This window comes from Serratia entomophila, from assembly GCF_021462285.1.
Classification (GTDB): Bacteria; Pseudomonadota; Gammaproteobacteria; order Enterobacterales; family Enterobacteriaceae; genus Serratia; species Serratia entomophila.
On sequence record NZ_CP082787.1, the window covers coordinates 3428992 to 3449550 of the forward strand.

Consider the following 20559-nt stretch of genomic DNA (forward strand, 5'->3'; position numbering starts at 1 on the left):
CGCTGTGGCGTCGTTGGCTACGTTCGCTCACCCCGGTCACTTACTACCGTAAGCTCCCGGGGATTCACGCACTTGCCGCCTGGCCACAACTCGAAATCCTTAGGTATAAAGCAAAAACATTGTACATAGCGCTGATTATAAGGAGCGCTACGCCCGATAACCGTATTCGAATTGTTCTGTTAAACCAAAATCAACAGAGCCAATACGACCACTGCACCCACACCCATAGACGCTATATACCAACGCACCTGGCCGTTCTCGCTCACCGTCAGGCCACGGTTCCCCCAGCGGGAGAAGATGGCCGGCAGGTTCATCAGCGAGTTCAGCGGATCGCGCTGCAACAGCTTCGCAATGCCCAGATAAGGTTTGACGAAGACTTTGTCGTACAGCCAGTCGAAGCCCCAGGCATGGAACCACCAGGTCGAGAAGAAGCGGCCCGGCGCGCTGTTGGCGATGCGGGTGACCAGGCTGCGTTTGCCCAGCCACAGTGCGGCCGCCAGCAGGATGCCGACGATAGCCACCACGCCGGAAGCGATCTCCAGCTGCAGCACGCTGCCGTGCGCCAGCTCGGTGGTGTCCGGCAGTACGCCCTGCAGCGGCGGCACGATCATCGCGCCGACGAAGGTGGACAGCACCAGCAGAACCAGCAGCGGCAGGTGGTGAGTGATGCCTTTACCGGCATGCGCTTTGATTTTCTCTTCGCCGTGGAACACGATGAAAATCATGCGGAAGGTGTACAGCGAGGTCATGAACGCACCGACCAGACCGGCAATCATCAGGTTGATGTGGCCGTTGGCCATCGCGCCCGCCAGGATCTCATCCTTACTGAAGAAGCCGGCGGTAATCAGCGGCAAGGCCGACAGCGCCGCGCCGCCCACCAGGAAGCAGACGTAAACCAGCGGGATGCTCTTGCGCAGGCCGCCCATCTTGAAGATGTTCTGCTCGTGGTGGCAGGCCAGGATCACCGAACCGGACGACAGGAACAGCAGCGCCTTGAAGAACGCGTGGGTCATCAGGTGGAAGATCGCCGCGTCCCACGCCTGCACGCCCAGCGCCAGGAACATGTAGCCAATCTGGCTCATGGTGGAGTAAGCGAGCACGCGTTTGATGTCGGTCTGCACCAGCGCGGCGAAGCCGGCCAGCAGCAGGGTCACCGCACCGACGATGCCCACCAGGTGCAGCACTTCCGGCGCCATCAGGAACAGGCCGTGCGTGCGGGCAATCAGGTAAACGCCCGCGGTCACCATGGTCGCCGCGTGGATCAGAGCGGAAACCGGCGTTGGGCCCGCCATCGCGTCCGCCAGCCAGGTTTGCAACGGCAGCTGCGCCGATTTACCGACCGCGCCGCCCAGCAGCATCAGGGTCGCCCAGGTGATGGCCGTATCCCCTACCGCCAGCTTTTGCGGTGCCAGGATCATCAGTTCACGGATGTTCAGGGTGCCCAGCTCGTTGTAGAGAATGAACAGCGCGAACGCCAGGAACACGTCGCCGACGCGGGTCACGATGAAGGCTTTCATCGCCGCCGCGCCGTTGGCCGGATCCTTGTAGTAGAAACCGATCAGCAGGTAGCTGCACAGGCCCACGCCTTCCCAACCCAGGTACATCAGCAACAGGTTGTCCGCCAGCACCAATACCACCATGCTGGCGATAAACAGGTTGGTGTAGGCGAAGAAGCGCGAGTAGCCCTCTTCACCGCGCATGTACCAGGAGGCGAACATGTGGATGAAGAAGCCGACGCCGGTCACTACCGACAGCATGGTCAGCGACAGGCCGTCCAGCGTCAGGGTTACGCCGATATTGAAATTGCCGACCGACATCCAGGTCCACAGGCTTTGTTCGAACAGCTGTACGCCGGCGGCCTTCTGGGCGAAGAAGTCCATCGCCACATGAACCGTCACCAGCGCAGCCAGGCCGATAGAGCCCACGCCGACGGTTGCCGAGGTGTTCTCGGACCAGCGACCGCGGGAAAATGCCAACAGCAGGAACCCGATCAGCGGTAGCAGAATTGTTAAATATAATAGGTTCATCCGCGCATCTCACTGACAGTATCAATATTCAGGGTATGACGACGACGGTAGAGCTGCAGCAACAGCGCCAGGCCGATACTGGCCTCGGCTGCCGCCAGGCTGATCGCCAGGATGTACATCACCTGCCCGTCCGCCTGGCCCCAATAGCTTCCCGCCACGATAAACGCCAACGCCGCGGCGTTGATCATCACTTCCAGACTGATCAGCATAAACAGCAGGTTGCGGCGCACCAGCAGCCCGGTCAGCCCGAGCACAAACAGGATAGCCGCCAGGATCAGGCCGTGTTGAAGAGGGATCATGCTTGCTCCTCCGATTTTCTTCTCGCCATTTCGCCACTCGCCGGCGCGTTGCTCAGCACCTCGCCAGGCTTATGCTCACGGCCGATATGGAAGGCGACAACCAGACCCGCCAACAGCAGCATTGAAGCCAGCTCAACCGCCAACACGTAAGGACCGAACAGGCTGATGCCTACCGCCTTCGCGTCCACCATCTCGCCGCTGATACCCTGATCGGATACGCTGCGGATAGCGATAATCAGCACCACCAGCAACGCCAGCGACATCAGGCCAGGCCCGATCCACACCGTCGGCTTCATCCAGTCGCGTTCTTGCTGCTGCACGTTGCCGAGGTTCAGCATCATCACCACGAACACGAACAACACCATGATGGCGCCCGCATAAACGATGATTTCCAGCGCGGCGGCAAAGTAGGCGCCGAGGGAGAAGAAAACTGCCGAGATCGCCAACAACGAGACGATCAGATACAGCAGCGCATGTACAGGGTTGGTATGGGTGATCACGCGGATCGTCGCGACCACCGCAATCAAACCTGCCAGATAAAATGCAATTTCCATGCTTGCTGGCTCCTTAGGGCAACAGACCTTTGACGTCGATCGGTTTGGCTTCGTTTTCGGCTTCGCCCTTGGCTTTGCCGTCAATCGCCATACCGGCCATCCGGTAGAAGTTATATTCCGGATATTTACCCGGCCCCGAGATCAACAGATCTTCTTTTTCGTACACCAGATCCTGACGCTTGTACTCGCCCAGTTCGAAATCCGGCGTCAGCTGGATAGCGGTGGTCGGGCAAGCTTCTTCGCACAGGCCGCAGAAGATGCAGCGCGAGAAGTTGATGCGGAAGAATTCCGGATACCAACGGCCGTCTTTCTGTTCTGCTTTTTGCAGCGAGATACAGCCGACCGGGCAGGCAACCGCACACAGGTTACAGGCGACGCAGCGCTCTTCGCCGTCCGGATCGCGCGTCAGCACGATGCGGCCGCGGTAGCGCGGCGGCAGGTAAACCGGTTCTTCCGGATACATCTGGGTTTCGCGCTTGGCGAAGGCATGCATGCCAATCATCCAAATGCTGCGCACCTGGGTGCCGAAACCAACCAATAACTCTTTCAATGTCATGGTTTATTCACCCCTTATTGAGCGTTGTACAAAATGACCGCGGCGGTTGCCAGCAGGTTCAGCAGCGTCAGCGGCAGGCACACTTTCCAGCCGAAAGACATCACCTGGTCGTAGCGCGGGCGCGGCAAGGCAGCACGAATCAGAATGAACATCATCATGAAGAAGGCCGTTTTCAGTGCGAACCAGATGAATGGCGGCAGGAACGGACCCTGCCAGCCGCCGAAGAACAACGTCACAATCAGGGCGGACACGGTGACGATACCGATGTATTCCCCCACGAAGAACAGACCGAACTTCATGCCGGAATATTCGATGTGGTAACCGTCGGCCAGTTCCTGCTCGGCTTCCGGTTGGTCAAACGGGTGGCGGTGACACACCGCAACCCCGGCAATCGCAAAGGTCACGAAGCCGAAGAACTGCGGAATGACGTTCCAGACGTGCGCCTGAGATTCAACGATGGCCTGCATGTTGAACGAGTCAGCCTGCATCACCACGCCCATCAGCGACAGGCCGATGAACACTTCATAGCTCAGGGTTTGCGCGGAGGCGCGCATCGCGCCCAACAGCGAGTATTTGTTGTTGCTCGACCAACCGGCGAACAGCACGGCGTATACCGCCAGGCCGGCCATCATCAGGAAGAACAAAATACCGATGTTGAGATCGGACACCGCCCAGGTCGGGCTGACCGGCACGATGGCGAATGCCAGCAACAGGGAAGTAAAGGCGATCATCGGCGCCAGGGTGAAGATCACCCGGTCGGAGAATCTCGGTACCCAGTCTTCCTTGAAGAACATTTTGATCATGTCGGCGACCAGCTGCAGCGAGCCGCCCCAGCCGACGCGGTTAGGTCCGTAGCGGTTCTGGAACAGGCCGAGCAGACGGCGTTCGCCGAAGCTCATGAATGCGCCGCAGGCCACGACCACCAGCAGGATCACTACCGCTTTAAGAATGGCGATCAGAATGTCGATCACCTCAGGGGTAAACCAGCTCATCGTGCCGCCTCCCGCAGATTTTCAACCGTTGCACCCACCAAAATCGGCGGGATCCCTGGCAAGCCGAGCGGCAAACCAACCTGGCCCTGGCTCAGGGTTTCGCTCAGGCGCACCGGCAGACGCAGCGTCTGGCCCGCACAGCTGAACTCCACCAATGCGCCGGCATTCACGCCAAGCGCAGCGGCGTCGGCCGGGTTGACCATCACGTAGGCTTCCGGCATGCGCTGCTGGATAACGCTGGAGCGCTGCGACATTTCATCGCTGCCGAACAGGTGGTAGTAAGGCGCGACGCGCCAGCCTTCGGCCGGATTAAAGGCGGCAGGCACCTCGGTGAAGTAATCCAGGCTGCCCTCCCCCGCTTCGATCAGGCGTACGCCCGGATCGCCGTGGCGCAGCTTGCCGCCCACTTCGGCCTGGAACTTGTTCCATGCCTGCGGTGAGTTCCAGCCTGGCGCCCAGGCGAACGGGATCTGCTGACGATCGGCCAGCGGGCTGTTGTTCCCTTCCATCGAGAAGGCGAACATGGTGTCTTTATCCTGCGGCTGACGCGGCTCGTGCACGCTGATGTTGGCGCGCATGGCGGTGCGGCCGCTGGAGCGGTGCGGAGAACGCGCCAGCTTCTGGCCGCGGATGCGGAAGGTCGCGTCCGGCGCCGCGTCGACGATGGCCTGCAGCTGCGGCAACGCCTCGACGCAGGCGGCGATCACGTCGTCGAGCTGGGTCCAGTCCACGTGGCGGCTGGTGTAGGTGGAGTGCAGCGAGTGCATCCAGCGCCAGCTTTCCAGCATCACGGTGAACTGATTCTTTTTGGCGTCATCGTAATAGGCCGGATCGTACACCTGGAAGAAGCGCTGCGCGCGGCCTTCCTGGTTGATCAGCGTGCCGTCGCTTTCGGCGAAGCTGGCCGCCGACAGGATCAGGTTGGCCTTGTCCATGATGGCGGTGCGCTGATGATCGGCAACGATCAGGTTGCTGACCTTGGCCAGCGCGGCGTCCACTTTCTCCGCCGGCGCATGGCGATAGAGATCGTTCTCCATCACGATGGCGGTGTCGGCTGCGCCGCTGGCCAGCTGTTCCAGCGCCTGATCGAGCGAACCGCCGCCGATCATCGCCAGGCCCATGCTGTTGGCCGCGCCCGCTACGAAGGTGATGCCGACGTCAGAACCGCGGCCTTTCAACGCCTTGGCGATGTTGGCCGCCGCTTCGATGATGGCTTCGCTGCCGGCGTTGCTGCCGGTGACGATCAGCGGTTTGCGAGCGCCGGTCAGCGCCTGCACGATGATGTCGACTTTCTTGTTCAGGCCTTCGGCCAGCGAGTTCACCGCCGGCGCCGCGTTATCCAGCGCATGGGCGATGGCGAAGCCGAAGCGCGCCTGCTCATCGACCGGCGCGCGGTAGTTCCACGCGGCGATGTCGTCGAGGCGGGTGTTGTCGACGTTGGTGGTGAACAGCGGATACTTGGCGTGCTGACCGATGTTCTGCACCGCCGCGATCTGCCAGTCGGCAACGCGTTGCGCCGCCGCCATCGCGCGGGCCTTGCCCTTGACGGCCTGGCGCACCGACAGCGCGATGCGCGCGCCGGTTTGGGTCAGATCTTCACCCAGCACCAACACCGCGTCGTAATCTTCGATTTCACGCAGCGCCGGGGTATGAACGCCGCCGTTTTTCAGCACGTTCAGCATCAGCGCCAGGCGCGACTGCTCGGCCTGAGCGATGCCGGTGTAGTAGTTCTCGGCGCCGACCAGCTCGCGCAGCGCGAAGTTGCTTTCCAGGCTGGCGCGCGGGGAGCCGATGCCGATGGTTTTCTTCGCCTGACGCAGGATGTCCGCAGCGCCCTGCATCGCCTGTTCGGCGTTGAGGGTGATCCAGTCGTTGCCGCGCAGCTGCTGCGGCTGACGCGGACGATCCTTCTGGTTGACGTAGCCGTAGCCGAAGCGGCCGCGGTCGCACAGGAAGTAGTGGTTCACGCTGCCGTTGTAACGGTTCTCGATGCGGCGCAGCTCGCCATAGCGCTCGCCCGGGCTGGTGTTGCAACCGATGCTGCACTGCTGGCAGATGCTTGGCGCAAACTGCATGTCCCATTTACGGTTGTAGCGTTCGGAATGCGTCTTGTCGGTGAATACGCCGGTCGGGCAGACTTCCACCAGGTTGCCGGAGAACTCGCTTTCCAGCGTGCCGCTTTCCGGACGGCCGAAGTAGACGTTGTCGTGCGCGCCGTAAACGCCGAAGTCGGTGCCGTCCGCGTAGTCTTTGTAGTAACGCACGCAGCGGTAGCAGGCGATGCAGCGGTTCATCTCGTGCGAGATAAACGGCCCCAGCTCCTGGTTGTTGTGCGTGCGCTTGGTGAAGCGGTAGCGACGGAAGCTGTGGCCGGTCATTACCGTCATATCCTGCAGGTGACAGTTACCGCCTTCCTCACAGACCGGACAGTCGTGCGGGTGGTTGGTCATCAACCACTCGACCACGCTCTCGCGGAACTGTTTCGCTTCGCCATCGTCGATGGAAATAAAGGTTCCATCGGATGCCGGTGTCATACAGGACATCACCAAACGGCCACGCGTATCTTCCGCGTTTTGGTATTGCTTTACCGCACATTGGCGGCAAGCGCCGACGCTTCCCAGCGCCGGGTGCCAGCAAAAGTAAGGAATATCGAGCCCGAGGGAGAGACAGGCCTGCAACAGGTTGTCCGCTCCGTCTACGTCGTATTCTTTGCCGTCTACATGAATCGTAGCCATAGTCAGCATGCTTCCAAGTGGCCCATCTTACGATGAGCTGTTAATCAAAAATTCTGGCCGTGTTGCGGGCTAGCCGGCTTACCAGCGTTGCTTCAGCAGGTTGTTCGGCTGAATGCCGCCAATCGCATGTGCGTTGCTGTAGTGCTTAACGGCAATACCCGCTTCGAACTCTTCACGGAAATATTTAATCGCGCTTTGCAGTGGCTCTACGGCACCTGGCGCATGGGCGCAGAAGGTTTTGCCCGGGCCGAGGGAACGGCACAGCTGCTCGAGGGTTTCGATATCCCCCGGCTGCCCTTCGCCGTTTTCCAACGCGCGCAGGATCTTCACGCTCCACGGCAGGCCGTCGCGGCATGGCGTACACCAGCCGCAGGACTCGCGGGAGAAGAACTCTTCCAGGTTGCGCACCAGCGGAACCATGCCGATTTCGTGGTCTACCGCCATCGCCAGCGCGGTGCCCAAACGGCTGCCGGCCTTGCCGATTGCGCCGTACTCCATCGGCAGATCGAGGTGATCGGCGGTCAGGAAGTCGGTGCCCGCGCCGCCCGGTTGCCAGGCTTTAAAGCGCAGGCCGTCGCGCATACCGCCGGCGTAGTCTTCGAGGATCTCGCGTGCGGTAGTGCCGAACGGCAGTTCCCAGACCCCCGGGTTTTTCACCCGGCCGGAGAAGCCCATCAGCTTGGTGCCTTTGTCTTCGCTGCCGGAGATGCCGGTGTACCACTCAACGCCGTTGGCCAGAATGGCCGGCACGTTGCACAGCGTTTCCACGTTGTTGACGCAGGTCGGCTTGCCCCAGGCGCCGGCGGTGGCCGGGAATGGCGGCTTGGAACGCGGGTTGGCGCGGCGGCCTTCCAGCGAGTTGATCAGGGCGGTTTCTTCGCCGCAAATATAGCGGCCGGCGCCGGTGTGAACGATCAGCTCGAAATCAAAGCCGGTGCCGAGAATGTTCTTGCCCAGGTAGCCCGCTTCTGTGGCTTCCGCGATGGCGCGGCGCAGGTGCACCGCCGCTTCGACGTATTCGCCGCGCAGGAAGATGTAACCGCGGTAAGCCTTCAGCGCGAACGCGGAGATCAGCATGCCTTCCACCAGCAGGTGCGGCAGCTGTTCCATCAGCAGACGGTCTTTATAGGTGCCCGGCTCCATTTCATCGGCGTTACACAGCAGGTAACGGATGTTCATGGACTCGTCTTTCGGCATCAGGCTCCACTTCAAACCGGTGGAGAAGCCTGCACCGCCGCGGCCTTTCAACCCGGAGTCTTTCACCAGGTTGACGATCTCGTCCGGGGCCAGGCCCTTGAGGGCTTTTTCCGCACCGGCATAGCCGTTCTTGCTGCGATATTCATCCAGCCACAGCGGCTGTTTGTCATCGCGCAGGCGCCAGGTCAGCGGATGCGTTTCGGGAGTGCGTACAATGTCTTTAATCATTGATACTGCTCCAGTAGCGTCTCGATATCTTCAGGCTTCAGCTGACTGTGAGTGTCCTCATCAATCATCATGGTTGGCCCTTTATCGCAGTTACCCAGGCAGCAGGTCGGCAGCAGAGTGAAGCGGCCATCAAAGGTGGTTTGACCCGGCTTGATGTTCAGCTTCTTCTCAATGGCGGCCTGAATGCCCTGGTAACCGGTGATGTGACAAACAACGCTGTCACAATAACGGATCACGTGACGTCCTACCGGCTGACGGAAAATCTGGCTGTAGAACGTGGCCACGCCTTCTACGTCGCTGGCAGGGATGCCCAGCACTTCTGCGATGGCGTAAATCGCACCGTCCGGAACCCAGCCGCGTTTCTTCTGCACAATTTTCAGTGCTTCGATGGAAGCGGCGCGCGGATCCTCGTAATGGTGCTTTTCATGCTCGATCGCATCACGTTCTTCCGCACTCAGCTCAAATGCATCAACGCCGCTCTGAGGAGCGGCTGCATTGATGGGCTCAAGCGCATCGTGACTCGCGTGATTGTCTTTTTGAGAGTGCATAATTAGCGGTCCACATCTGACATAACAAAATCGATACTACCCAGATAGACGATCAGGTCGGAGACCAGGCTGCCACGGATTACCGACGGGATCTGCTGCAGGTGCGCAAAGCTTGGCGTACGTACCCGGGTGCGGTAGCTCATGGTGCTGCCGTCGCTGGTCAGGTAGTAGCTGTTGATCCCTTTGGTGGCTTCAATCATCTGGAATGATTCGTTGGCTGGCATCACCGGGCCCCAGGAAACCTGCAGGAAGTGGGTGATCAGCGTTTCAATATGCTGCAACGTACGCTCTTTCGGCGGCGGCGTGGTCAGCGGGTGATCGGCCTTGAACGGGCCTTCCGGCATGTTGTTCAGGCACTGCTCGAGGATGCGCAGGCTCTGGCGCAGCTCTTCCACCTTCAGCATCACGCGGGTATAGCAGTCGCTGTTGCCGTCGCCGACCGGGATTTCGAAATCGAAATTCTCGTAGCCGGAGTACGGGCGCCATTTACGTACGTCAAACTCGATGCCGGTAGCGCGTAGGCCGGCGCCGGTCACGCCCCACTCCAGCGCTTCTTTGGCGTTATAAGACGCCACGCCGACGGAACGGCCTTTCAGAATGCTGTTCTTCAGCGCCGCCTTGACGTAAGAGTCCAGGCGCTTCGGCATCCACTCGAGGAACTCGCGCAGCAGGCGATCCCAGCCGCGCGGCAGGTCGTGGGCGACGCCGCCGATGCGGAACCAGGCCGGGTGCATACGGAAACCGGTAATCGCTTCCACCAGATCGTAAATTTTCTGACGATCGGTAAAGGCGAAGAACACCGGGGTCATGGCGCCGACGTCCTGAATGAAGGTGCTGATGTACAGCAGGTGGCTGTTGATGCGGAACAGTTCGGACAGCATCACGCGGATGGTGTCGACGCGCTCCGGTACCTTGATGCCGGCCAGCTTCTCGACCGCCAGCACGTAAGGCATCTCGTTCACGCAGCCGCCGAGGTACTCGATGCGGTCGGTGTACGGAATGTAGCTGTGCCAGGACTGGCGCTCGCCCATTTTTTCGGCGCCGCGGTGGTGGTAGCCGATGTCAGGCACGCAGTCGACGATCTCTTCGCCGTCCAGCTGCAGAATGATGCGGAATGCCCCGTGCGCCGACGGGTGGTTAGGGCCGAGGTTGAGGAACATGAAGTCCTCGTTTTCGGTGCCGCGCTTCATGCCCCAGTCTTCCGGCTTGAAGGTCAGCGATTCCATTTCCAGATCTTCTTTCTGTTTGGTCAACACGAAAGGATCGAACTCGGTGGCGCGCGCCGGGTAGTCTTTACGCAGCGGGTGGCCTTCCCAGGTCTGCGGCATCATGATGCGCGACAGGTGCGGGTGGCCGTCGAAGGTAATACCGAACATCTCCCAGGTTTCACGCTCATACCAGTTGGCGTTCGGGAAAACCCTGGTGGCTGTGGGCACGTGCAGGTCTTTCTCAGACAGCGCCACTTTCAGCATGATGTCGCGGTTGCGTTCGATGGAAATCAGATGATAGAAAACAGAAAAATCCGCGGCGGGCAAACCGTCACGGTGGGTGCGAAGACGCTCGTCCACGCCATGCAGATCAAACAGCATGACGTAAGGCTTCGGCTGTTTTCTCAGGAACGTCATTACTTCCAGCAACTGGTCAGGTTTGACCCATACCACGGGCATTCCGGTACGGGTGGGCTGAACAGTAAAGGCTTCCGGCCCAAAGCGGTTGCGCAGCTCGCCGATCACCGGGTCGTCAAGGTGATCTCGGGTTTGCCAGGCCGGCAAGGCGTCGTGCGTCGTCAAATCTGTCATAATTTTTTTCACCACACTAAAGGGTTATTTCGCCGCAATTTTCACTTTTCGCTGTGTTAACCAATAGCGCACTAAGATGGACGTTAAATGAACGTCTTAAATCTCGTCAGGCGTCCGAAGGTTGGTCACCGCGATGCGCTCGCCGTGTTTACGCTCTCTTTCAGACTGCATGTTGGCGCGGTAAACGCCCTGATCGCCGACAACCCACGACAGCGGGCGGCGTTCTTTGCCAATGGATTCCTGCAGCAGCATCAGCGCCTGCATGTAGGCTTCCGGACGCGGCGGACAGCCGGGAATGTACACGTCGACCGGCAGGAACTTGTCCACGCCCTGCACCACGGAATAGATGTCGTACATGCCGCCGGAGTTGGCGCAGGCGCCCATCGAGATCACCCACTTGGGTTCCAGCATCTGCTCGTACAGGCGCTGAATGACCGGGGCCATCTTGGTGAAGCAGGTGCCGGCGACCACCATCAGGTCAGCCTGACGCGGCGATGCACGCAACACTTCGGCGCCGAAACGCGCCACGTCGTGAACGGCGGTAAACGACGTCACCATCTCCACGTAACAGCACGAAAGGCCAAAGTTATATGGCCAAATAGAGTTTTTACGCCCCCAGTTCACCATGTCATGCAATGCATGTTCGAGTTTACCCATGTAAACCGTGCGGTGGACCTGTTGTTCCAGGGGATCGGCGACGATCTCCTGTTTTTGCAGGGGATAACGGTCGTTCTCACCGTTCGGGTCTATGCGGGTGAGCGTATAGTCCATCTTAATGCCTCGCTGTTACTGCGGATGACTGTTGGTGTTAGTGATAGTGCTGGGTTTGCTCTGGCGACGAGAACGCGCCGGAGTCCAATCCAACGCGCCGATGCGCACCAGATAAACCAGACCCGCCAATAGCACCAAAATGAAAATGGCGGCTTCGATAAAGCCTACCCAGCCACTCTCGCGAACCGAGACCGACCAGGCATACAGGTATAAGGCTTCAACATCGAAAATAACGAAGAACATGGCAACCAGGTAAAACTTGGCGGACAAACGCATACGCGCCGTACCGACAGAGTCGATCCCGGATTCGAACGGGGTGTGTTTGGCGCGCGCCCGGGCTCTCCCGCCCAGGAAGAACGCACCCAGCAGCATTAAGCCGCAGAGCCCGATAGCCACGACAAGAAATACGGCGAACGCCCAGTGATGAGCGATAACTTCAGTGGTTGTTGACATACTCTATGCTTACTCATCAAAAGTGGCGTCGATCGCTCTGCTCTTGTAACCGGCAGTTAGTGCACCACATCGATTTAAGGGAAGGATAAATTAACCACACAAACAAACTGCTTTTACAGCGAGTTAGGCAGCGTTTTACTGTGGGCTTTTTACTCCTTTCTATAACCTTTTGTCAACTTTGACAAAAGTATCTACACACTAGTTTACATACGTATCATTTGATTAACATTTGATGCGCCAGCCTTAGGCTAAATCGTGTCAGTTAATTTTTGTGTAGAAACAGATAGATATAAACCAACATGCATATTTCAGTTTTACTATACCATTGTCTCAGGAATTCCCTGTTCTTCCACTCACTACCTAGGGGTATTTTTTTGATCCAGGACACGTTTTCAGCATAAATCCTCAAAAAAAGTGTGGGCCTTTAACAATTTTTGTCAAATTCAGCCGTAAAAACGCTCGGCATAACCTAACAAAATAACCATATTATTTCCAGGTCTTTACGCCGCTCCGCCGGCTGTTCAAAAAACAGACAAAACAAACTCGTAGGGGCAGAACCCGGTTTCTCATTACGACAAAAACTTAAACAAATAACCAACTCGCGATAAAATTAAAACAAAGTTCATAAAAATGTCACTTTCCGCTGATTCGCGGCAAAAAAAAACCTCCGCCGAAGCAGAGGTTTTCTCATCAGATTTAACGCGCCGGAGCGTTATTCTTCTTCGTCGACCAAACTGGCGTCGTCCGGCAGAGCGCCGCCCGGCCCGTTGAAGCTATAGCTGTCGTTGCCGCCCTGCATCGCGCTGAAGATGGCCATCGCCAGCTCGTTGCCACACTGGGCGTCCTTGCACAGGGCGTATTGGGTATCCGGCAGAGCCGGCAAGCCCTCCGCCGCCCCCAGCACCCGCAGATCGGGGCTCATCATCTCGACAGGCCGCACGGTGACGCCCAGGCCGGCCTTGCAAGCGGCGCGAACGGCGGACAGCGTGGAAGCCACGTAGGCAATGCGCCACGGAATGCCGGCCTCATCCAGATGTTTGATAGCCATGGTGCGGAACGGGCTGGGTTCATCCATCACCACCAGCGGAACGGGTTCGCCGGCCTGGTAATGGTAATCCGCCGCGCAATACCACAGCGTCGGCGAGGTGCGCAGCACGATGTGCGGATGCCCCTCGGTGTCAGCCGTGGTGATCGCCAGATCAACCTCGCCGTCTTTCAGCATGTCGACCATCTGCGGGCTGCGTTTCACCCGTACGTCAATCGACAGCTTGGGATAAATCGAGGTCACGCGGTTCAGCAGGAAAGGCAAAATGGTATCGGCGGTATCGTCTGAAGCGCCAATGGTCAAAACGCCCTTGATATTGTTGTACATCAGAGAGGTACAGGCTTCGTCGTTAAAGCGCAGGATTTTCCTGGCATAGCCGAGAAGCTGAATACCGTGCTCAGTCAATAGCTTGTTACGCCCATGGCGGGCAAACAGCTCTTTACCGACCAGTTGCTCTAACCGCTGCATTTGCTGGCTAACTGCTGATTGAGTGCGACAAACGGCGACTGCCGCCGCCGCAAAGGTATTCAAATCAGCAACAGCAACAAAGGTTCTTAGCAGATCGAGGTCGAGATTAAGTATCGGACGATTTGCAGTTGTCATAGTGTATTCTTCACTTTTTTAAATTCTAATTTACAAACTACCCTGGTGTGTTTCTAAGACATCGTTGAAAAGGGACGATGCCTCTTATGACAGTACCCCACTCATTAGTGGAGGGCAAAAAAATTACTTATATTTCGTTACCTCTATCGCCTTTTAAAATGCGATCTATCGCAGATGCTTATAGAACGCGGTGGGTTAATACGAGTAAAAGTGTTTAATTCTTACCGGACCAAAGATTTTACTCATGCTCCCCGGTTAATTTCCACTCCAATCGTGCTGCTGAGATCCCCACGCATCAGGTGAGGACTGCCTATATTGGAGCCCGAAATATAAAGCGGCCGCCGCGTATCATCCGGTCCGTTCTCGACTGATTTTAATAAATTCAATCAGTAAGATTTTCCTAATGAATAATATTCCGAAATTCACTTAAAGATTTCTTAAGATGAAAGATAAAGCACAGCTAATGTAATTAACCCTTTTGCTTAGTCTGCGCAGGCGAACGTCAACCCGCTATCAGACTACTCCGGTATTATCATTTCTTTACAGTTTATCGGGCGCTATCCTCCCCCGCCGCTTATCAGTGCCCGCATGCCGCCAGGCGGGAAGCGGAGCGGCAACTCCTGCGCCCCCTAAAACCAGAACAAACGACCAACAAAATGATAAACGAAGGGATTATAGACCACAAACACAGTTTCTCTTTGTTTATCATCACTAAAATTCCCCTTTGCGCCATGCTATTGCACCAAAGGCGTGCATGACACTTCAAAAGCACCGGCGCCAGGAGTACATTGGGCGGGTTGCGGCGTTCCACGGTAGGAACGCCCCTATCCCAGCAAAAGGCTCAACTTTCTATGTCCCCCATTGAGAAATCCAGCAAACTGGACAACGTCTGCTATGACATTCGCGGCCCGGTGCTCAAAGAAGCTAAACGTCTTGAAGAAGAAGGCAATAAAGTCCTGAAACTGAACATCGGCAACCCCGCCCCGTTCGGTTTCGACGCCCCGGATGAAATCCTGGTCGACGTGATCCGCAATTTGCCGACGGCGCAAGGCTATTGTGATTCCAAAGGGCTCTTCTCGGCGCGCAAGGCGATCATGCAGCACTACCAGGCGCGCAACATGCGTGACGTGACCGTTGAGGATATCTACATTGGCAACGGCGTATCCGAACTGATCGTCCAATCCATGCAGGCGCTGCTCAACAGCGGCGACGAACTGCTGGTGCCGGCGCCGGATTACCCGCTGTGGACCGCCGCAGTGTCGCTTTCCGGCGGCAAGGCGGTGCACTACCTGTGCGACGAGCAGGCCGGCTGGTTCCCCGATCTGGACGACATCGTCAGCAAAATCACCCCGCGCACCCGCGGCATCGTGATCATTAACCCGAACAACCCGACCGGCGCGGTCTACAGCAAAGCCTTGCTGGAACAGATCGTCGAGATCGCCCGCCAGCACAATCTGATCATCTTCTCCGACGAGATTTACGACAAGATCCTGTATGACGAAGCAGAGCATCACTCGATCGCCGCGCTGGCGCCGGACCTGCTGACCGTCACCTTCAACGGGTTGTCGAAGACCTATCGCGTGGCGGGCTTCCGCCAGGGCTGGATGGTGCTCAACGGGCCGAAAAAACACGCCAAGGGCTACATTGAAGGGCTGGAAATGCTGGCCTCGATGCGCCTGTGCGCCAACGTGCCGATGCAGCACGCCATCCAGACCGCGCTGGGCGGCTATCAGAGCATCAGCGAGTTCATTCAGCCGGGCGGCCGCCTGTATGAACAGCGCAACCGCACCTGGGAACTGCTCAACGACATCCCGGGCGTTTCCTGCGTGAAACCTCAGGGTGCGCTGTATATGTTCCCACGCATCGACGCCAAGCGCTTCAATATTCACGATGACCAGAAAATGGTGCTGGACCTGCTGCTGCAGGAAAAAGTGCTGCTGGTGCAGGGCAGCGCCTTCAACTGGCCGTATCCGGACCACGTGCGCATCGTCACGCTGCCGCGCGTGGACGAGCTCGAAATGGCGGTCGGCAAGCTGGGCCGCTTCCTGGAAAGCTATCGCCAGTAATAGCCTCGGGCGCAGCACCCTGCTGCGCCCTTTCCTACACGCTGCGGTTGCATAACTTCAGGTCACTGCTTCACAATGGAGCCCTCACTTGCCGTTGTAAAAGAGAGCACCATGAGCCAGAGCCATTTCTTTGCCCACCTGTCCCGCCTGAAACTGATCAACCGCTGGCCGCTGATGCGCAACGTGCGTACCGAAAACGTCTCCGAGCACAGCCTGCAGGTGGCGTTTGTCGCCCACGCGCTGGCGGTGATCAAGAACCGCAAATTCAATGGCAATCTGAACGCCGACCGGGTCGCGCTATTGGCGATGTACCATGACGCCAGCGAAGTGATCACCGGCGACATGCCGACGCCGATCAAGTACTACAATCCGCAGATCGCCCACGAGTACAAGAAGATCGAAAAGATCGCCCAGCAGAAGCTGCTGGACATGATCCCGGCGGAGCTGCGCAACGATTTTCGCTCGATTCTCGATGAGCACTACTACAGCGAAGATGAAAAGCTGGTGGTGAAGCAGGCCGATGCGCTGTGCGCCTACCTGAAGTGTCTGGAAGAGCTGTCCGCCGGCAATAACGAATTCACGCTGGCCAAGGCGCGGCTGGACAAAACCCTGCAGCAGCGCCGCAGCCCGGAAATGGACTACTTCATGGAGGTGTTTATCCCGAGTTTCAGCCTGTCGCTGGATGAAATCAGCCTTGACGCCTCGCTGTGACCTCGCCGGCGCGGCAACCGCCGCGCCGTCAAAAACCGTATAACCAGGGCACCACCGTTACGCTGACCGCCATCACCAGCAGGGTGAAGGGCACGCCGATGCGCACGAAATCCCCGAACCTGTAGTTGCCCGGCCCCAGCACCAGCGTGTTGACCGGCGACGACACCGGCGTCATAAAGGCGGCGGAAGCGGCGATGGCGATAATCATGGCGAACGGGTATGGCGATACGCCCATTTCCCGCGCGGCGGCGATGGCTATCGGCGCCATCAGCACCGCAGTGGCGGTGTTGGAGATAAACAGGCCGATGGTGGCGCACAGCACGAACAGGCACAGCAGCATCACGCGCGGCCCGGCGCCGCCGGCGACGTCCATCAACCCCTGCACGATCAGGTCTACCCCGCCGGTTTTTTGCAGCGCCTGGGCAAACGGCATCATGCCGACGATCAAAATAATGCTTGGCCAGTGAATCGATTTATAGGCGCTTTCCATATCGATACAGCGGAACTTGCCCATCAGCAGGCAGGCAATCAGGGCGGCGATCGGGTTGGGAATTTCATCGGTCAGCATCATCGCCACCATCAGCGCCAGGCAGAACAGCGCATGCGGCGCCTGGGTGATGGCCGGCGCCACTTCGTCTACCTCGGCAGGCAGGTTGAGCACGATAAAATCGTGGGTTTTGGCCTGCAGCTGACGTATCGCCTTCCAGTCGCCGATCACCAATAGAATGTCGCCCAGCGCCAGCGGTTCGTCGACCAACTTGCCGGCCAGCGTCTCGCCGTTGCGGCGAATGCCCACCACGTTCAGGTCATAGCGGCTGCGGAACGCCGCCTCACGCAGGCTTTTGCCCAACAGCGCCGAGTCGGGGATCAGCGTCACCTCCGCCATACCGACGTTGCGCGACTGCTCGGAGAAATAGTCGCCGCGCAGCACCAGCGGCTCCAGCAGTTGCTCGCCGCAAAACTCGCGCAGATCGACCTGGCTGTCGGACATGTCGATCAACAACACGTCCCCTTCCCGCAGCTCGGTACTGCCGGAAGCACTGACCATCACCCGCCGGAAGCGTTTCCAGCGCTCAATGCCCACCACGTTGGCGCCATAGCGGGCGCGCAGGTGCAGCTCGTCCAGCGAACGGCCAATCAGCGGCGAGGCGCTGCGAACGGCCAAACGCCGCGCGCGGCCGGTCAGCTTATAGTCGCGAATAAGATCGCGGAAGGTACGGCGCTGCCAGACCTCCCTGGCCTTGCCGCCGTCGTCGTTGCCTAACCAACGCCGCGCCACCAGCATGTAACCCACGCCCAGCACCAGCACCGCCAGGCCAATCGGCGTCACGCCGAAGAAGCCGAATCCAATGATGCCTTCGCGCACCAGCTCGCTGTTCACCACCATGTTCGGCGGCGTCGCCACCAGCGTCATCATGCCGCTGATCAGGCCGGCGAAGCTCAACGGCATCATCAGCCGCGCCGGCGCAATTTTCATCCGCGCCGTCACGCTAAGCACCACTGGAATAAAGATCGCCACCACACCGGTCGAGCTCATAAAGGCGCCCAGCCCGGTCACCGTCACCATCAGCAGCATCAGCATGCGGGTTTCGCTGCTGCCGGCCACTTTCACCAGCCAGTCGCCCACCTGGTAGGCTACGCCGGTACGCACCAGCCCTTCGCCGATCACGAACAGCGCGGCGATCAGAATCACGTTGGGATCGCTGAACCCTATCGTCGCCTCTTGCAGGCTCAGCGTGCCGCTCAGCACGAAGGCGATAATCACCAACAGCGCCACTACGTCCATTCGCAGCTTGTTGGTGGTAAACAGCACGATGGCAATCAACAGTAAACTCAGCACCCACAGTAATTCGCTGTTCAAAACGGCCTCATCCGGCAACATGTCCAAGGGCTTAAAAATTAGCACAAAAAAACCCCGCCGATGCGGGGTCTAATCAATTTGGGTGAAGATAACGCCGATCAGTTCAGCAGGCTTATCTCAGCGCCCCGATCATTTTTACTGACGGCGATCTGCTCCAGCGAAGACAACAGCAGATCGACCTGCTCCAGCTTCGGCGCATCCGCCGGGGCGTTGACCGCGATCACCTGGCAACCGGCCGCCAGGCCGGACAGGATGCCGGCGGGCGCATCTTCCACCACCACGCAGTCTTGCGGCGCCAACCCCAGGCGTTCAGCGCCCAGCAGATAAGCATCCGGCTGCGGCTTGCCGTGTTTCACCTGCTCGGCGGTGATGAACACTTCCGGCTGCGGCAGGCCGCCGGCCTGGCGACGTGCGCTGGCCACCGGGACCGAACCCGAGGTGACGATCGCCCAGGGAATGCCGAGCGCATTCAGGCGCGCCAGCAACGCGGCCGCCCCGGGCAACGCGCGCACGCCGTCGGTATCCTGCGCCTCTACCTGCTCCAGCAGCTGAAACTCCCGCTGAATGGCCTCTTCGCTTTCGCCCGGCATAAAGTGGCGCAATGAGGTTATGGCCTGTTTACCGTGAATGAAATCCAGCACGTCCTGCGGGTTGACGCCGCGGCGTTTGGCCCAGTTCGTCCAGGCCCGCTCCACCGCCGGCAGCGAATCCACCAGGGTGCCATCAAGATCGAACAGAAAACCCTTACACTCCACAGTAAACCTCTTTTTCATCAAGCATTGATAATTTGCGCTATCTCGACGGCGCTCAAATGGTACTGACGCGGGCAGGACAGCCAGATTGCCAGCATGCGCTGGTATTTGTCCCACATCTTGGTTTGGGCGTTGAAGCCGTGGCTGCCGGAATCGAAGTGAGTATAGCGCCCCTCGGTGCCGACCAGAAAACGCACGTAGCTCAAACAGCGCGCTTCGGTGGCGGCGTCGAAGCCAAGGAACGCCAGGCGACGCTCGTCCAGCCCCTGCCGGTCTTTCAGGTTGCCCCAGGAGACCTGCAGCGCGTGATGCATCTCCATCACGTTGATAATGGTGCGGCACACCTCTTCGCTCATCTCGCCAAAATCGCGGTCCAGCTCGCGCATCTGCAGGCCAAAGCCGCGTTCGATAACGGTTTGCAGCCGGCGATAGCGGTCGGCGTTATCCGGATCCAGCAGGGTCATCATCTTATACTGGTTCGACAGGATCAGCCGTTGGGCATGGGTCATTTCCATCAGGATTTCCTCGTTTCTGTATGATGGCCAGAGCATCGCACAGCGCAATAACGCAGGAAATCACAACTCGACCCTTCTTTGATTTAAACCGGGGTTATTGGCGCTATCGTCAAAAAGGCCGCTCTCAGCGCGGCCTTTTTCGCTCACAGATCGTCGAGGAAGGTTTTATCCAGCTGCTTGAAAGCGCGTTTCAGCAGATCGGCCAACGTCTGGTAGGTGGGCGTGCCTTCGACCGGCGCCACCGCCTGGCCGGCTTCCGCCAGCCTATTGCGCACTTCGTGGAACCACTGCAGCAGCGTCGGCGGCAACGGCGTCGCCGAGCGGCGGCCCAGCCACCATAGCCCCTGCATCGGCAGGCTGCAGGCAAACAGCGCGGTGGCGATCGCCGGGCCGAGCTGGCCGCCCAGCGCTATCTGCCAGGTCAGGGTAAATATCGCCAGCGGCGGCATAAAGCGGATGGCAAAACGGGTGGCACGCGCAACGCGGTTTTCCGGAAAGACCGGAGCCAGACGTTTGTCTGACGGCCAGGTTTTCATATAATGCTGCCCGCGCTGGAAGACCTGAAACCAGCTTACGGAACCAGACGGTTTGCTCGTCATCGCGTACCTCAACTTCACGTAAAGAAAATAAAAAGCGGCTGCACACACAATACTAAAAAATTTGAAGCTTTAAATTTATTTTGTGTTTGCGACGGGCTATCGGTATCCTAGGCCGGCCTTTTGGCCGGTAGAAGATGACAAGAATTCTGTCAACTTTTAGCCCTATAAAAATCAAGATTATTTAAACCGCAGAGAAATCATCGGTTTTTTCATCATCATGCGATTTGTGCAATTCGCATGATGTTAAT

Annotated in this window: 18 protein-coding genes; 2 read left to right on the top strand and 16 right to left on the bottom strand. The window is 58.5% G+C overall.

The window, feature by feature from the left end; translation table 11 throughout:
- Positions 1-179: 179 nt before the first annotated feature.
- The 12 genes from nuoL to lrhA form a co-directional block, all read right to left on the bottom strand.
- Positions 180-2027, bottom strand: coding sequence for an NADH-quinone oxidoreductase subunit L (nuoL, locus tag KHA73_RS16600; RefSeq protein WP_234585487.1), 1848 nt, complete (start codon positions 2025-2027; stop codon positions 180-182).
- The gene (gene nuoK / locus KHA73_RS16605) at positions 2024-2326 is read right to left on the bottom strand and encodes an NADH-quinone oxidoreductase subunit NuoK (RefSeq protein WP_004936014.1); all 303 of its coding nucleotides are present in this window, start codon (positions 2324-2326) and stop codon (positions 2024-2026) included. The genes nuoL and nuoK overlap by 4 nt, the downstream gene beginning before the upstream one ends.
- Complete coding sequence (gene nuoJ, locus KHA73_RS16610) at positions 2323-2880, bottom strand: NADH-quinone oxidoreductase subunit J (protein ID WP_234585488.1); 558 nt, start codon at positions 2878-2880, stop codon at positions 2323-2325. The genes nuoK and nuoJ overlap by 4 nt, the downstream gene beginning before the upstream one ends.
- Before the next feature lie 13 nt (positions 2881-2893).
- Positions 2894-3436 (bottom strand): NADH-quinone oxidoreductase subunit NuoI, encoded by a 543-nt coding sequence (gene nuoI, locus KHA73_RS16615; protein ID WP_061795803.1) that lies wholly within the window; start codon positions 3434-3436, stop codon positions 2894-2896.
- A gap of 14 nt (positions 3437-3450) precedes the next feature.
- Positions 3451-4428 carry an NADH-quinone oxidoreductase subunit NuoH gene (gene nuoH, locus KHA73_RS16620; RefSeq protein WP_004936022.1) on the bottom strand — a complete coding sequence of 326 codons (978 nt, stop codon included), beginning with the start codon at positions 4426-4428 and terminating at the stop codon, positions 3451-3453.
- Complete coding sequence (gene nuoG, locus KHA73_RS16625; protein ID WP_234585489.1) at positions 4425-7163, bottom strand: NADH-quinone oxidoreductase subunit NuoG; 2739 nt, start codon at positions 7161-7163, stop codon at positions 4425-4427. The genes nuoH and nuoG overlap by 4 nt, the downstream gene beginning before the upstream one ends.
- Before the next feature lie 78 nt (positions 7164-7241).
- The gene (gene nuoF, locus KHA73_RS16630; protein ID WP_234585490.1) at positions 7242-8588 is read right to left on the bottom strand and encodes an NADH-quinone oxidoreductase subunit NuoF; all 1347 of its coding nucleotides are present in this window, start codon (positions 8586-8588) and stop codon (positions 7242-7244) included.
- The gene (gene nuoE / locus KHA73_RS16635) at positions 8585-9136 is read right to left on the bottom strand and encodes an NADH-quinone oxidoreductase subunit NuoE (RefSeq protein WP_234585491.1); all 552 of its coding nucleotides are present in this window, start codon (positions 9134-9136) and stop codon (positions 8585-8587) included. The genes nuoF and nuoE overlap by 4 nt, the downstream gene beginning before the upstream one ends.
- Positions 9137-9138: 2 nt before the next feature.
- The gene (gene nuoC, locus KHA73_RS16640) at positions 9139-10935 is read right to left on the bottom strand and encodes an NADH-quinone oxidoreductase subunit C/D (RefSeq protein WP_261232419.1); all 1797 of its coding nucleotides are present in this window, start codon (positions 10933-10935) and stop codon (positions 9139-9141) included.
- Between the two features lie 96 nt (positions 10936-11031).
- A complete protein-coding gene (locus KHA73_RS16645; protein ID WP_004936039.1) occupies positions 11032-11706 on the bottom strand; it encodes a NuoB/complex I 20 kDa subunit family protein in 675 nt (224 codons plus the stop codon).
- Between the two features lie 15 nt (positions 11707-11721).
- On the bottom strand, positions 11722-12159 hold the full coding sequence (locus tag KHA73_RS16650; RefSeq protein WP_234585492.1) for an NADH-quinone oxidoreductase subunit A: 438 nt from the start codon (positions 12157-12159) through the stop codon (positions 11722-11724).
- Positions 12160-12871: 712 nt separating this feature from the next.
- Complete coding sequence (lrhA, locus tag KHA73_RS16655) at positions 12872-13807, bottom strand: transcriptional regulator LrhA (RefSeq protein ID WP_234585493.1); 936 nt, start codon at positions 13805-13807, stop codon at positions 12872-12874.
- Positions 13808-14658: 851 nt separating this feature from the next.
- Between lrhA and KHA73_RS16660 the strand changes: the two genes are divergently transcribed.
- Positions 14659-15873: a pyridoxal phosphate-dependent aminotransferase gene (locus KHA73_RS16660; RefSeq protein ID WP_234585494.1), complete on the top strand. Its 1215-nt coding sequence runs from the start codon at positions 14659-14661 to the stop codon at positions 15871-15873.
- Positions 15874-15984: 111 nt separating this feature from the next.
- The gene (gene yfbR / locus KHA73_RS16665; RefSeq protein ID WP_234585495.1) at positions 15985-16584 is read left to right on the top strand and encodes a 5'-deoxynucleotidase; all 600 of its coding nucleotides are present in this window, start codon (positions 15985-15987) and stop codon (positions 16582-16584) included.
- Between the two features lie 28 nt (positions 16585-16612).
- On the opposite strand, the gene KHA73_RS16670 is transcribed toward yfbR, so the two are convergent.
- The 4 genes from KHA73_RS16670 to yfbV all read right to left on the bottom strand — a co-directional run bounded on the left by KHA73_RS16670 (position 16613) and on the right by yfbV (position 20311).
- Entirely contained in the window at positions 16613-18484 is a 1872-nt protein-coding gene (locus tag KHA73_RS16670; protein ID WP_261081285.1) for an SLC13 family permease, read from the bottom strand.
- Between the two features lie 59 nt (positions 18485-18543).
- Positions 18544-19200 carry a sugar phosphatase gene (locus KHA73_RS16675; protein WP_234585497.1) on the bottom strand — a complete coding sequence of 219 codons (657 nt, stop codon included), beginning with the start codon at positions 19198-19200 and terminating at the stop codon, positions 18544-18546.
- Between the two features lie 17 nt (positions 19201-19217).
- Complete coding sequence (locus KHA73_RS16680) at positions 19218-19712, bottom strand: YfbU family protein (protein WP_234585498.1); 495 nt, start codon at positions 19710-19712, stop codon at positions 19218-19220.
- 143 nt (positions 19713-19855) lie between these two features.
- Complete coding sequence (yfbV, locus tag KHA73_RS16685) at positions 19856-20311, bottom strand: terminus macrodomain insulation protein YfbV (protein ID WP_234585499.1); 456 nt, start codon at positions 20309-20311, stop codon at positions 19856-19858.
- Positions 20312-20559: the final 248 nt, after the last annotated feature.